The organism is Candidatus Pantoea formicae (assembly GCF_011752625.1).
GTDB lineage: Bacteria > Pseudomonadota > Gammaproteobacteria > Enterobacterales > Enterobacteriaceae > Pantoea > Pantoea formicae.
This window is the reverse complement of the sequence record NZ_VWXD01000012.1, coordinates 1-14,307: the sequence shown is the minus strand read 5'-3', so window position 1 is coordinate 14,307 and position 14,307 is coordinate 1. Positions and strand designations below refer to the sequence as shown.

General features: G+C 52.2%; 12 protein-coding genes and 1 riboswitch. Of the genes, 9 read left to right on the top strand and 3 right to left on the bottom strand.

Annotated features, from left to right (window positions below):
• Nucleotides 1-201: 201 nt before the first annotated feature.
• Nucleotides 202-1,350 carry an acetylornithine deacetylase gene (gene argE, locus F3J38_RS23140; protein ID WP_167142573.1) on the bottom strand — a complete coding sequence of 383 codons (1,149 nt, stop codon included), beginning with the start codon at nucleotides 1,348-1,350 and terminating at the stop codon, nucleotides 202-204.
• 169 nt (nucleotides 1,351-1,519) lie between these two features.
• Here argE and argC point away from each other — a divergent pair, with 169 nt between their 5' ends.
• The 5 genes from argC to oxyR all read left to right on the top strand — a co-directional run bounded on the left by argC (nucleotide 1,520) and on the right by oxyR (nucleotide 7,177).
• The gene (gene argC, locus F3J38_RS23135) at nucleotides 1,520-2,524 is read left to right on the top strand and encodes an N-acetyl-gamma-glutamyl-phosphate reductase (RefSeq protein WP_167142571.1); all 1,005 of its coding nucleotides are present in this window, start codon (nucleotides 1,520-1,522) and stop codon (nucleotides 2,522-2,524) included.
• Between the two features lie 15 nt (nucleotides 2,525-2,539).
• Nucleotides 2,540-3,313, top strand: coding sequence for an acetylglutamate kinase (gene argB, locus F3J38_RS23130; RefSeq protein ID WP_167142569.1), 774 nt, complete (start codon nucleotides 2,540-2,542; stop codon nucleotides 3,311-3,313).
• A 15-nt stretch (nucleotides 3,314-3,328) separates the two neighbouring features.
• Nucleotides 3,329-4,546, top strand: a complete 1,218-nt coding sequence (locus tag F3J38_RS23125) for an argininosuccinate synthase (RefSeq protein WP_038644110.1) — start codon at nucleotides 3,329-3,331, stop codon at nucleotides 4,544-4,546.
• A 76-nt stretch (nucleotides 4,547-4,622) separates the two neighbouring features.
• The gene (gene argH, locus F3J38_RS23120) at nucleotides 4,623-5,996 is read left to right on the top strand and encodes an argininosuccinate lyase (protein WP_167142567.1); all 1,374 of its coding nucleotides are present in this window, start codon (nucleotides 4,623-4,625) and stop codon (nucleotides 5,994-5,996) included.
• Between the two features lie 263 nt (nucleotides 5,997-6,259).
• Nucleotides 6,260-7,177 carry a DNA-binding transcriptional regulator OxyR gene (oxyR, locus tag F3J38_RS23115; protein WP_167142565.1) on the top strand — a complete coding sequence of 306 codons (918 nt, stop codon included), beginning with the start codon at nucleotides 6,260-6,262 and terminating at the stop codon, nucleotides 7,175-7,177.
• Here the strand turns inward: oxyR and sthA are convergent.
• Nucleotides 7,160-8,560, bottom strand: coding sequence for a Si-specific NAD(P)(+) transhydrogenase (gene sthA / locus F3J38_RS23110; RefSeq protein ID WP_084935617.1), 1,401 nt, complete (start codon nucleotides 8,558-8,560; stop codon nucleotides 7,160-7,162). The genes oxyR and sthA overlap by 18 nt on opposite strands.
• A gap of 192 nt (nucleotides 8,561-8,752) precedes the next feature.
• Here sthA and fabR point away from each other — a divergent pair, with 192 nt between their 5' ends.
• Together fabR and F3J38_RS23100 are read left to right on the top strand one after the other, a co-directional pair.
• Complete coding sequence (gene fabR / locus F3J38_RS23105; RefSeq protein WP_034823706.1) at nucleotides 8,753-9,397, top strand: HTH-type transcriptional repressor FabR; 645 nt, start codon at nucleotides 8,753-8,755, stop codon at nucleotides 9,395-9,397.
• 18 nt (nucleotides 9,398-9,415) lie between these two features.
• Entirely contained in the window at nucleotides 9,416-9,772 is a 357-nt protein-coding gene (locus tag F3J38_RS23100; RefSeq protein ID WP_084935616.1) for a YijD family membrane protein, read from the top strand.
• Between the two features lie 35 nt (nucleotides 9,773-9,807).
• On the opposite strand, the gene trmA is transcribed toward F3J38_RS23100, so the two are convergent.
• Nucleotides 9,808-10,911 (bottom strand): tRNA (uridine(54)-C5)-methyltransferase TrmA, encoded by a 1,104-nt coding sequence (trmA, locus tag F3J38_RS23095; protein WP_167142563.1) that lies wholly within the window; start codon nucleotides 10,909-10,911, stop codon nucleotides 9,808-9,810.
• A gap of 112 nt (nucleotides 10,912-11,023) precedes the next feature.
• Nucleotides 11,024-11,204, top strand: a riboswitch (cobalamin riboswitch).
• 70 nt (nucleotides 11,205-11,274) lie between these two features.
• Between trmA and btuB the strand changes: the two genes are divergently transcribed.
• Together btuB and murI are read left to right on the top strand one after the other, a co-directional pair.
• Nucleotides 11,275-13,152 (top strand): TonB-dependent vitamin B12 receptor BtuB, encoded by a 1,878-nt coding sequence (gene btuB / locus F3J38_RS23090; RefSeq protein WP_167142561.1) that lies wholly within the window; start codon nucleotides 11,275-11,277, stop codon nucleotides 13,150-13,152.
• Nucleotides 13,097-13,948 carry a glutamate racemase gene (murI, locus tag F3J38_RS23085; RefSeq protein ID WP_167142559.1) on the top strand — a complete coding sequence of 284 codons (852 nt, stop codon included), beginning with the start codon at nucleotides 13,097-13,099 and terminating at the stop codon, nucleotides 13,946-13,948. The genes btuB and murI overlap by 56 nt, the downstream gene beginning before the upstream one ends.
• Nucleotides 13,949-14,307: the final 359 nt, after the last annotated feature.

Genomic DNA, 14,307 nt, shown 5'->3' with positions numbered 1-14,307 from the left:
CGGGCATAACATCGTCTTTTATCTAGCCACGGTTCTTACTGTTCGTCAATTGACTTAAATTGACAATAATTCGCTGCTAACTCACGGAAATTCATAGAATTAACTTGGGAGGAAGCGAGATAAGTTATTCTTATTATCAATTCCCGAACAATGACGGGGCAATTTGCTGTTTTAACAGTGAATTGCCCCATCCATTATTCATCAGCGACAAAAATGCTGAACAACCTGCGTGATAAGCGCATGAGTTGGCTTAATAAATGCGGTATCAATAAACTCATCAGGTTGGTGGGCTTGATTGATCGATCCCGGTCCTAATACCAGGGTTGGACACAATTGCTGGATAAAAGGCGCTTCGGTGCAATAGTTCACCACTTCAGTCGGCACACCCAGCAGTTTCTCCACCACTTTTACCAACTCATGATCCGCAGGGCATTCATAGCCAGGAATCGGTGGATGCAGCTCTCCAACCGTTAAACGCCCCGGCCAACGCTCACTCACTGGCGCCAGCGCTTCGTTCAGCAGACCATCCAGATCGCTCAGGGTTAAACCCGGCAGCGGACGAATATCCATATGTAATTCGCAGCAGGCGCAAATACGGTTCGCCGCATCGCCACCGTGAATGTGGCCAAAGTTCATGGTCGGATAGGGGATCGCGAAACCATCGTGGTTGTAACGCTCTTTCAACGTGTTACGCAGCTGCATCAAGTGAGTAATCGACTCATGCATCAATTCAATGGCGTTCACTCCGCGCGCGGGATCGCTGGAGTGACCGGACTGGCCCTGAATACGGATGGCATGTGACAGGTGGCCTTTGTGCGCACGCACGGGTTTCAATGAGGTTGGCTCACCGATGATGGCGCAATCCGGGCGCAGCTGGGTGGTTTCTGAAAAATATTTCGCACCGGCCATGGTCGTTTCTTCGTCGGCGGTGGCGAGAATATACAGCGGCTTGCTGAGTTTGGTCACGTCAACGTCACGCAGTGCATCCAGAATAAAAGCAAAGAAGCCTTTCATATCCGCCGTACCCAAACCGTAAAGCTTGTTGTCGTGTTCAGTCAGGGTGAAGGGATCGCGCGTCCAGCGGCCATCATCATAAGGAACGGTGTCGGTATGACCGGCCAGCAGCAGGCCACCCGCACCCAATCCGCTGCGTGCCAGCATGTTGAATTTGTGGCGTGTGCCCGGTACAGGTTGCACCTCGACACTGAAGCCCAAATCGCGGAACCAGCCCGCCAGCAAATTGATTAAAGTTTCATTGCTCTGATCCATCGCGCTGTCGGTGGCGCTGATCGATGGTGTGGCAATCAGCTGGCGGTAGAGTTCGATAAAAGGTGGTAATTTTGTCTTCACTGTTGACGGTCCTTGGGTTAGGATGTATCAATATTCATGCATTAATAGTGAATAAAAATACAATAACGTCGCTTGCTTGTGAAGGATGATATCTTCTGCAAACGGCATCGTGGGCAACGGGGCAAGGCCGCGACCCGGAACGTGTGACTGTAATAAGGTATACAGCCTGATGTTGAATACGCTGATCGTTGGTGCCAGTGGTTATGCTGGCGTAGAGCTTGCCACCTACCTGAATCGCCATCCGCATATGAACATAACCGCTTTGGCGGTTTCAGCGCAAAGCCCGGATGCCGGAAAATTACTGTCGGATTTGCATCCGCAGCTCAAAGGCATTGTGGATATGCCTCTGCAGCCGCTGAGCGATGCCGCCGAATGGGCCGATAAAGTCGATGTGGTGTTCCTGTGTACCGCCCATGAAGTGAGCCACGATCTGGCGCCTGAATTCCTCAAAGCGGGCTGTGTCGTTTTCGATCTTTCCGGTGCTTTCCGCGTCAACGACGATGCCTTCTATACCCAATATTATGGTTTCAGCCATCAACATCAGGATTGGCTGGATAAAGCCGTCTATGGCTTGGCCGAATGGCAGCACGACAAAATTAAAGATGCACAGCTGGTTGCTGTGCCGGGTTGCTACCCAACGGCCGCACAATTGTCATTGAAGCCGCTGGTTGAAGCCGGTTTGCTTAACGATGCACAATGGCCGGTGATCAATGCGACCAGCGGCGTGAGCGGCGCAGGGCGTAAAGCCAATGTTGGCACCAGCTTCTGTGAAGTGAGCCTGCAGCCTTATGGCCTGTTCAATCATCGCCATCATCCTGAAATCGTGGCGCATCTCGGTACGCCCGTGATCTTCACCCCGCATCTGGGCAGCTTCCCACGCGGAATTCTGTCCACCACCACCTGCCGCCTGAAAGCAGGCGTGACGCAGCAAGATGTGGCGGATGCCTTCCATAAGGCCTACCACGACAAACCCTTGGTGCGCGTGTATGACAAGGGTGTACCTGCACTGAAAGCGGTGGTCGGCCAACCATTCTGCGATATCGGCTTTGCAATGCAGGGTGAGCATCTGATTGTGGTCGCTGCGGAAGATAACCTGCTGAAAGGCGCCTCTTCACAGGCGGTTCAGTGTTTAAACATTCGTTTCGGCTTCCCCGAAACGCTGTCACTGATTTAACGGACGGAAACTGCAATGAATCCATTGATCATTAAGCTGGGCGGCGTACTGCTGGATAGCGAAGAAGCGCTGGCCCGTCTGTTTGATGCGCTGCTGGCCTACCGCAATGAGTATCAGCGTCCGCTGATCATTGTTCACGGCGGCGGCTGCCTGGTTGACGAGTTGATGAAGAAGCTCGCACTGCCGGTGAAAAAGAAGAACGGTTTACGCGTGACGCCGGCCGATCAGATTGACATTATTACCGGTGCTTTAGCGGGCACCGCGAACAAAACGTTGCTGGCATGGGCGAAGAAATACGGCATTGGTGCAGTGGGCTTGTGCCTGGGCGATGCAGGCTTGGTGAATGTGGCGCAGTTCGACGAAGAACTCGGCCATGTGGGCAATGCCACTCCGGGCAATCCTGCGCTGGTGAACACCTTACTGAGTGCCGGATATATGCCGGTGATCAGCTCGATTGGTATTACCGACGGCGGTGAGTTGATGAACGTCAACGCTGACCAGGCTGCAACCGCACTGGCATCCACTATCGGTGCAGATTTAGTGCTGTTGTCTGATGTGAGCGGTATTCTCGATGGTAAGGGTCAGCGCATTGAAGAAATGACCGCAGAGAAAGCCGAACAGCTGATCGCCCAAGGCATCATTACCGATGGCATGATCGTGAAAGTGAATGCCGCGCTGGATGCGGCCCGTACGCTGGGTCGTCCGGTCGATATTGCTAGCTGGCGCCATGCTGAACAGCTGCCAACCCTTTTCAACGGCGTGTCGATTGGCACCCGGATTCTCGCATAATCAAGGATTTAAGACATGAGCACGCAAAACATCAAAAAAATCGTTCTGGCCTATTCAGGCGGCCTGGATACTTCAGCCATCATTCCATGGTTGAAAGAGAACTACGGCGGCTGTGAAGTGGTCGCTTTCGTGGCCAACATTGGCCAGGACCCAGCCGATCTGGAAGGCGTTGAGAAGAAAGCGCTGCAGTCTGGTGCTTCTGAGTGTCACGTTGCTGACCTGCGTGAAGAGTTCATCAGTGAATACGTTTACCCGGTCTTGCAGACTGGCGCACTGTACGAAGGCACTTACCTGCTGGGCACCTCAATGGCTCGTCCTATCATCGCGAAAGCGCAGGTTGAACTGGCGCTGAAAGTGGGTGCAGACGCGCTGTGCCACGGTGCGACTGGTAAAGGTAATGACCAGGTGCGTTTCGAAACCACCTATACCGCGCTGGCGCCACAGCTGAAAGTGGTTGCGCCATGGCGTGAGTGGGATCTGCGTTCACGTGAAGCGCTGCTGGATTACCTGAAAGTGCGTAACATCCCGACCACCGCATCACTGGAAAAAATCTACAGCCGTGATGAGAACGCGTGGCACATCTCTACTGAAGGTGGCGTGCTGGAAAGCCCAGCGAACGCACCGAACAAAGATTGCTGGGTGTGGACCGTTGATCCACTGGAAGCGCCAGATCAGCCTGAGAACGTCACCGTGACCGTTGAGAAAGGTCGTGTGGTGGCGGTAAACGGCGAGAAGCTGAGCCCGTTCCAGTGCCTGGAAAAACTGAACGTGCTGGGTGCGAAACACGGCGTGGGCCGTATCGACATCGTGGAAAACCGTCTGGTCGGTATCAAATCTCGCGGCTGCTATGAAACTCCTGGCGGCACCATCATGGTCAACGCGCTGCGTGCGGTTGAACAGCTGGTACTGGATCGTGATAGCTTCAAATGGCGTGAGCAGCTGGGCCATGAAATGTCTTACGTGGTTTACGACGGTCGCTGGTTCGCGCCGCTGCGTAAATCTATCCAGGCCGCTGCCGAATCACTGGCAGAAGAGGTGAATGGCGAAGTGGTGCTGCAGCTGTATAAAGGCCACGCTACTGCGATTCAGAAAACCTCGGCGAACAGCCTGTACTCAGAAGAGTTCGCCACCTTCGGCGAAGACGAAGTGTACGATCACAGCCATGCGGGCGGCTTCATTCGTCTGTTCTCTCTCTCTTCACGCATCCGTGCGCTGAACGAGCAGAAGAAGTAAGACCGCAGCAGGTAACATTTTTTGCAAGGGCGGCCTCGAGCCGCCCTTTGTTTAACCAGATTCAGGAGTAATGCAGATGGCACTTTGGGGCGGACGTTTTTCGCAGGCAGCAGACCAACGGTTCAAACAGTTCAACGATTCACTGCGTTTTGACTATCGTCTGGCGGAGCAGGACATCATCGGTTCAGTGGCGTGGTCGAAAGCGCTGGTGACCGTCAACGTGCTGAGCAGTGATGAGCAACAGCAACTGGAAGCGGCATTGAATGAACTGCTGGCAGAAGTACGCGCTAATCCAGAGCAGATTCTGCAAAGCGATGCGGAAGATATTCACAGCTGGGTAGAAGGAAAGCTGATCGACAAAGTGGGTGCACTGGGTAAAAAACTGCACACCGGCCGTAGCCGTAATGACCAGGTCGCTACCGATCTGAAATTGTGGTGCAAAGAGCAGGTTGCAGTATTGCTGGATGCGACGCGCGAGCTGCAATCTGCGCTGGTTGCTACCGCAGAAGCTAATCAGGATGCAGTGATGCCAGGCTACACGCACCTGCAACGTGCGCAGCCGGTGACCTTTGCACACTGGTGTCTGGCGTATGTCGAGATGCTGGCACGTGATGAGAGCCGTCTACAGGATACGCTGAAGCGCTTAGATGTGAGCCCGCTGGGCTGTGGTGCACTGGCCGGAACTGCATATGAGATTGACCGCCAGCAGCTGGCCGGCTGGTTAGGCTTCGCGTCTGCCACACGTAACAGCCTTGATACCGTGTCTGATCGTGACCACGTGCTGGAACTGCTGTCTGATGCCTCAATCGGCATGATTCACCTCTCACGTTTCGCTGAAGACCTGATCTTCTTCAACACCGGTGAGGCAGGTTTCCTCGAGCTGTCGGACAAAGTGACGTCAGGCTCATCACTGATGCCGCAGAAAAAGAACCCAGATGCACTGGAACTGATTCGCGGTAAATGTGGCCGTGTGCAGGGCGCACTGACCGGCATGATGATGACGCTGAAAGGTCTGCCGCTGGCCTACAACAAAGATATGCAGGAAGACAAAGAGGGGCTGTTCGATGCGCTTGATACCTGGGTCGACTGTTTGCACATGTCGGTACTGGTGCTGGATGGCATTCAGGTGAAACGCCCACGTTGCCAGGAAGCGGCCGAGCAGGGTTACGCCAACTCCACCGAACTGGCGGATTATCTGGTCGCCAAAGGGGTTCCTTTCCGTGAGGCGCACCACATTGTTGGTGAAACCGTGGTTGAGGCGATCAAGCAGGGCGTGGCGCTGGAAGCGTTAAGCCTGGCGCAGCTTAAGCAGTTTAGTGCTGTGATTGAAGATGATGTCTATCCGATCCTGTCGCTGCAATCTTGCCTCGACAAGCGTAATGCGCAAGGTGGCGTGTCACCACAGCAGGTGGCGTTTGCCATCGCTGAAGCGAAAAAGCGCCTGGCGTAAAAAAAAGCGGGCTTCCTGTTCGGCAGCCCGCCAACCTCTAGCTTCAGAAATACTTTTGTTATAGGCACATCATCAAGCGCTGGCACTCCCGGCCAACACACTGATTTTCTAAGCTGTTTGCAGGTGATGCTCTATGTCATCTCAGCTTCTTATTCAACATTGCTTCGTATGGCCGGTATTATTCCTGTTCACTGCTTGATAGGGCTAATCGTTCATTGCTATTCTATCTATCGCCACGGGCTATCGTGGTTTGGAGGATATCAATGAACATTCGTGATCTGGAGTATCTGGTTTCGCTTGCGGAGCATCGCCATTTCCGGCGTGCAGCTGACGCCTGTCATGTCAGCCAACCCACCTTAAGTGGACAGATTCGTAAGCTGGAAGATGAACTGGGTGTGATGCTGCTGGAACGTACCAGCCGTAAGGTGTTATTTACTCAGGCTGGACTGTTGCTGGTGGATCAGGCGCGAACCGTGCTGCGTGAAGTCAAAGTGCTGAAAGAGATGGCGAGTCAGCAGGGTGAAGCGATGTCAGGACCACTGCATATTGGTCTGATTCCTACCACCGGTCCGTATCTGCTGCCGCATATCATTCCGATGCTGCATCAAACGTTCCCCAAACTCGAAATGTACCTGCATGAAGCGCAGACACAGCAATTGCTGGCACAGCTCGACAGTGGCAAGTTGGATTGCGCCATCCTGGCGCTGGTCAAAGAGAGCGAAGCCTTTATTGAGGTGCCGCTGTTTGACGAGCCGATGAAGCTGGCGGTTTATCAGGATCACCCATGGCACGATCGTGATCGCGTCCCGATGTCTGATCTGGCCGGTGAAAAACTGCTGATGTTGGAAGATGGTCACTGCTTGCGCGATCAGGCAATGGGCTTCTGCTTCGAAGCGGGCGCTGATGAAGACACGCATTTCCGTGCGACCAGCCTGGAAACGCTGCGCAATATGGTGGCGGCGGGAAGCGGGATTACTTTACTGCCTTCACTGGCGGTGCCAAACGAGCGTGTTCGTGATGGCGTGTGTTATTTGCCGTGTTACAAGCCGGTTCCACAACGCACGATTGCCTTGGTTTATCGCCCAGGATCACCTCTGCGCAGCCGCTATGAGCAGCTGGCAGAAGCAATCAAAACCCATATGAAGGGTTATCTGGACACCACATTAAAACAGGCGGTTTAAACCGTTTAACGCGGCCACGCGGTAGGCCTCAGCCATGGTGGGATAGTTGAAGGTGGTATTCACGAAATATTCAATCGTGTTGCCGCCGTTCTTCTGCTCCATAATGGCCTGGCCGATGTGAATAATCTCTGCCGCACGCTCGCCAAAGCAGTGGATGCCCAAAATCTCTTTGGTTTCGCGGTGGAAAAGAATCTTCAGGCTTCCCACGTGCATCCCCACAATCTGGGCACGCGCCAGATGTTTAAACTGCGCACGACCCACTTCATAAGGTACTTTCATCGCGGTCAGCTGCTGCTCAGTTTTGCCCACCGAGCTGATCTCTGGAATGGTATAAATCCCGGTAGGAATATCTTCGATCAGATGGGCGGAGGCTTCACCTTTGATGATCGCTTGTGCAGCAATGCGGCCCTGATCGTAAGCGGCTGAAGCCAGGCTCGGATAACCAATCACGTCACCCACGGCATAAATGTGCGGCTGGGCAGTCTGGTACATGCTGTTCACTTTCAACAGACCACGACCATCCGCTTCCAGTCCCACATTCTCCAGCGCCAGAGAATCCGTGTTACCGGTACGACCGTTGGCATACAGCAGGCAATCTGCTTTCACTTTTTTGCCTGACTTCAGGTGCATGATCACGCCATCGCTGACACCTTCGATTTTCTCGAACTCTTCGTTGTGACGAATCACCACGCCGCTGTTCCAGAAGTGATAGGAGAGCGAATCTGACATTTCCTGGTCGAGGAAGGCTAACAGACGGTCGCGGGTGTTGATCAGGTCTACTTTGACGTTGAGCCCGCGGAAGATAGACGCGTATTCGCAACCAATCACACCGGCACCATAAATAATCACATGGCCGGGTTCATGATGCAGGTTGAGAATGGAGTCGGAGTCGTAAATACGTGGATGCGTAAAGTCGACGTCTGCAGGGTGGTACGGACGTGAACCGCATGCAATCACGAATTTTTCTGCGGTTAAACGCTCGCGGGTGCCGTCGGGTTGTTCCACTTCAATGGTGTTGGCATCAACAAAATGCGCATCGCCTTGATAAAGCTCGCAACGGTTGCGCTCATAAAAACCCTGACGCATCGCAGTTTGCTGGCTAATAACGTTTTCAGTGTGATTCAGAATGTCAGCAAATGAAGAGCGCAGGAGTCGGGTGTGGTCGCTATAAAGGGGGTTTTGATTGAACTCGATAATACGGCTAACAGCGTGACGCAAGGCTTTTGAAGGGATGGTTCCCCAGTGAGTACAACCGCCGCCGATGTTATGGTAGCGTTCGATCACTGCAATGCGCGCTCCCTGCTTCACCAGGCCCATTGCCGCACCTTCGCCGCCCGGACCGGAGCCAATCACAATGGCATCGTAATCGTAAGACTTTTGCATACCAGTACGTCCTATGTTTCTATACATTTTTACAACGAGATTCTAACATCTCGCCGCGCACTTCTGAATTCTAACAGCGAAAAATGCTCAGTTTTGACAAAGCGTGAGGTTCACAGACGTTCACAAGTTTGCCCCACTGTACGCTGAAAATTTTGTTATAGTGCCCTTCAGATCAATCAAAAGGCCGGAACAATGGGCGTTAGGGCGCAACAGAAAGAACGTACAAGACGTACGCTGATTGAAGCAGCTTTCAGTCAGTTAAGTGCAGAAAGGAGTTTTGCCAGCCTGAGTTTGCGTGAAGTTGCGCGTGAAGCCGGAATTGCACCTACCTCATTTTATCGTCACTTTAAAGATGTGGATGAACTGGGGCTGACCATGGTTGATGAAAGTGGTCTGATGTTACGCCAGTTGATGCGCCAGGCACGCCAGCGCATCGCCAAGGGCGGCAGCATCATCAAGACATCGGTTTCCACTTTTATGGAATTTATCGGGAACAATCCCAACGCTTTTCGTCTCTTACTACGCGAGCGCTCCGGAACATCGGCGGCGTTTCGTGCCGCCGTTGCACGTGAAATTCAACATTTCATCGCCGAGTTAGCCGATTATCTTGAGCTGGAAAATCGCATGCCGCGCAGCTTCACTGAAGCGCAAGCCGAAGCGATGGTCACGATTGTGTTCAGTGCGGGTGCAGAAGCGTTGGATGTGGATATCGAACAACGTCGCAAGCTGGAAGACCGCCTGGTGCTGCAATTACGCATGATCGCCAAAGGCGCTTATTACTGGTATCGCCGGGAGCAGGAACGTCTGGCGGTTACCCTGGAAAAACCCGAAGAGTAATGTGATAAGGATAATGAAATGATTGAGCAAAACCCACGCGATAAAGGAACCCTGTTACTGGCTTTTATCACTGGTTTAGCGATCAACGGCTCCTTTTCGGTGCTGTTCAGTACGTTTGTGCCTTTTTCGATATTTCCGCTGATTGCGCTAGGCTTGGCGGCTTGGTGCCTGCATCAGCGCTATCTTAATCGAAATATGCCGGATGGCATGCCTTCGCTGGCTGCGGCGTTTTTCCTGTTGGGTATTTTGGTGTACAGCGCCCTGGTCCGTGCTGAGTATCCGGATATCGGCTCTAACTTCATTCCTACCATTTTAATGGTGGCACTGGTGTTCTGGATTGCTACCCGCTTCCGCCGGGCAAAGAGTAAAAACTGATACAAAAACGGGAACCGCGAGGTTCCCGTTTTGTTTTAGGCTTTGCGCGTGAGCCAGACACCGCATTCCATATGATGGGTATATGGGAACTGGTCGAACAGCGCGAGCCGCGACACTTCATGCGTTTCACCCAGCGTGGCGAGGTTATCGCACAGGGTTTGTGGATTGCAGGAGATATAAAGAATGCGCGGATACGCCTGCACCATCTTCACCGTTTCCTCATCTAATCCACTGCGTGGCGGATCGACAAAGATGGTCTCGCACTGATAGCTCTTCAGGTCGATACCTTCTAAGCGGTTGAAGCTACGTACGCCATTCATTGCCTGGGTAAACTCTTCTGCGGCCATACGGATGATCTGCACATTATCGATATGGTTAGCGGCAATGTTGTACTGCGCTGAGGCCACCGAAGGCTTGGCGATCTCGGTTGCCAGTACACGATGGAAGTTACGCGCCAGCGCCAACGAGAAGTTGCCGTTGCCGCAGTACAGCTCCAGCAGATCGCCACGTGAACCTTTGGTCACATCCAGCGCCCATTCCAGCATCTGAATGTTCATCGCTGCATTAGGCTGGGTGAAGCTGTTTTCTACCTGACGGTAAATCATCTCTTTGCCCGCTACAGGCAGGCATTCATCGACGTAATCGCGATCGAGGCAGATTTTGGTTTTGGTCGCACGACCAATCAGCTGCACATCAATACCTTCGGCACGCAGCTTGTCACGCAATATCGTGGCGGCTTCTGTCCACTCCGCTTCCAGCTTGCGGTGGTAAAGCAGCGAGATCACAATCTGATTGCTCATGGTCGACAGGTAGTCGATCTGGAACAGCTTGAAACGCAGCACCTGGTTATCACGGATCGCGTCGATCAGTTTTGGCATCAACTGATTGATCAATTCGCTCGCCGCAGGGAATTGATCCACTCGGATGCGCTGCTTGGTCTCTTGATCAAAGATGATGTGGTACAGATCGTCGCCATCATGCCAAATGCGGAATTCGGCGCGCATGCGATAGTGGCTGACCGGTGAGCGGAACACCTCCACGTCAGGCGCCGCAAACGGAGACATCATCGCCTGTAAACGGCTGACTTTTTCGGCCAGTTGCGCGTCGTATTGTTCAATTGGGAGTTGTTCGGGTGTCATCGTTCATCCTGGTAATAAGCCTGCTTGCCGGGCGATTGTAGGCATTCACCTGCTGATGTCCAGTTCTGTGAAAAGATGATGGCGAGCAGTCTGGATTCGCGGCCTGCTTAACCGTAGACTGCGACAGCCGGCCTCCTTGAGTTAAAAGGGAATCCAGTGCGAATCTGGAGCTGACGCGCAGCGGTAAAAGAATGTCATGGTGATCGTTTCGACAAACACTGTCCTGCGGGATGGGAAGTTTTTCACCATTTATGATTCTCAGCCCGAAGACCTGCCGGTGTGTCGTCGCAATCACTACAACCATCGCGTGCTATCGGTTGTAGGCCTGCGGCATCCTGCTTCGTCTTTTGGATGCTTACAACAATGAATAAAAGCAAAACTACGCTGTGTGCCTTCAGTGCAACGGCGCTTTCACTCTGGGCTGCGTATGGCTACGCTCAGGATGATGATACGCAAATCGTTACCGCTAATCGTTTCGCTCAGCCGGTTTCATCGGTACTGGCTTCAACCTCAGTGGTCACACGTGAAGAGATAGATCAGTGGCAGTCGAAGAACTTGCTTGAAGTTCTTCGTCGTTTACCGGGTGTAGATGTTGCTCAGAATGGTGGTATTGGCCAGAGCGCTTCTATGTATGTAAGAGGCTCTGAAGCAAGACATACCTTGATTTTGGTCGATGGTGTGCCTTTTGCTAAGCCAGGCATCACGGGGGTGGCAGATTTTAACCAAATCCCAGTCTCTATCATTCAGCGTGTGGAGTTCATACGTGGACCGCGCTCAGCCGTTTATGGTGCAGATGCCATTGGTGGGGTTGTTAACGTTATTACGCAAAACCCAAATAATCAGAACACGCTTACCGCAGGTTTCGGTTCCAAGGGATATCAGGAATACAGCGGTAGCGTAAATCAAAACGTTACCGATCAGACGCGCCTTACTATTGCAGGTTCATATCAAGCCACTAACGGCTACAACGTTCAGCCGGATTCCACCTCACCCGTTGACCGCGATCGCGATGGTTGGCGCAACAAAGCTTTTTGGGCAGGAGTCGATCACCAGTTTAATGAAGAGTTCTCTGGCTTCTTTCGTGGCTACGGCTATGCCGCTAATTCGGATTATGATGCGGGATATGCTGGCGGTCAGGATGAACAGCAGATTTATAACCATTCTTTTGATACAGGCCTCCGCTTCAACAAAGATGATTATTCATCGCAGCTAATCGCGAGTTATCAAAAGTACAAAATCTATAACTATGTCAGTACGGACGGACGATATGCGGATTCCAATAGTCTTGACGACATGGAACAGCGTAATCTGCAATGGGGTAACACACTTGCGATAGCTCATGGCATGGTCAGTGCGGGCTTGGACTGGCAGCAGCAGAAGCTCACTTCTGTGGGCCAATACCTGACTCCGCGAGATCAAGATAGCTATAAGCAAGACAATACCGGCGCATATTTGACAGCACAGCAGCAATTCGGCACCGTCACCCTCGAAGGTTCAGCCCGTGGTGATGACAATGAAGATTTTGGCCGTCACGGTACATGGCAAACTGCCGCTGGCTGGGAGTTTATACCGGGATATAAAGCTTCTCTGTCATATGGCACAGGTTTTCAGGCTCCGACATTGGGCCAGTTATATGGATTAAAACGTTACGGCATCAGTTCTAATCCTGATTTGGCACCTGAAAAATCCAAACAGTGGGAAGCGGCATTAGAGGGGTTAACGGGCCCCGTAAATTGGCGTGTTGCTGCTTATCACAATAAAGTGAGTAATCTGATCACTTATGCTTCTGACCCTGTCACATTTGAGGGCGGCTATTACAATGAAAAAGCCGTTACGCTGAAAGGTATTGAAGCCACAGCTGATTTTGATACCAGTTTTATCCATCATCAGATCACACTTGGCTATCTAGACGCGCGTCGCGATTCAGATGGTGAAACATTAGCGCGTCGTGCGCGTGAACAAGCCAAATATCAGCTGGGTTTGACGGTATATGATTTCGACATTGATGTTATCTACCAGTATTACGGAAAGCGTTACGATAACAACACCAATGAATATTCAAGTGTCCAGCGTCGCTTGCCAAGCTATAGCACTGTAGATCTCGCAGTCTCGTATCCGGTCACATCACAACTCACCGTTCGTGGTAGAATTGCCAACCTGTTCGATAAAGATTATGAGACAGCGTATGGCTATCCAACTCCAGGAACGGAGTACTACCTCAGCGCCAGCTACAGCTTCTGATCTGCGTCCCACCGTGCTGGTGTTTGACTCTGGCGTCGGTGGGCTCTCCGTCTATGATGAAGTCCGGCAATTACTGCCGGATCTTCACTATCTGTATGCCTTCGATAATGAAGGTTTTCCCTACGGCGAAAAAACCGAAGACTTTATTGTCGAGCGTGTCGTTGCCGTGGTTGAGGCGATTACCCAACGGTACCCACTTGCCCTCGTCGTGATTGCCTGTAACTCCGCCAGTACCGTCTCATTACCTGCGCTGCGTGAGCGATTCGAATTTCCTGTTGTCGGCGTGGTTCCCGCGATTAAACCTGCTGCGCGTCTCACGCGTAATGGTGTAGTGGGGTTGCTGGCGACGCGCGGCACGGTAAAGCGCCCCTATACACATGAGCTGGTGGCGCAGTTTGCGCGCGAGTGCAAAATTGAAATGCTGGGTTCTGCTGAACTGGTAGAGCTGGCGGAAGCGAAACTGCATGGTGAAGAGGTCGCACTCTCTGATGTGCGTCGTGCTGTACAACCTTGGCTTCGCATGAAAGAGCCACCTGACACTGTGGTTCTGGGATGTACACACTTCCCTCTATTACGTGACGAGCTACAAATGGTGCTTCCTGAGGGGACGCGGTTAGTGGATTCCGGTGCAGCCATTGCGCGCCGCACAGTATGGTTATTAGAACATGAAGCGCCGCATGCCGTTTCATCTGGGCAGAATATGGCGTTCTGCACTCTTATGGATGAGGAGGCGGTGCAATTATCACCCGTTTTGCAGCGCTATGGCTTTCCGCTGCTGGAAAAACTGGCGATTTAGTGGGGTTTCGACGAAAAAAACAGCACTCAGAATTTAATTTGCATTTAGCGCTTGTCAGCCAAAAAGAAATCCCTATACTGCGCCTCCACTGACACGGAACAACGGCTTACGAAGCGAAGTGTTCAGGAGGTGGTCTTCAAGGCAACCTTCAGAAAAGCAAAAATAAATGCTTGACTGAGAATGCGGAAAGCGTAATATACGCATCCCGCGCCGCTTGAGAAATCGCGGCACTGCTCTTTAACAATTTATCAGACAATCTGTGTGGGCACTCGCAGGATTGATATCAGCGTCTCCGGACGTAAAAAATATCAAGTCTCACGAGTGAACACATAATGAAATTCATTATGACGTTTTACAGA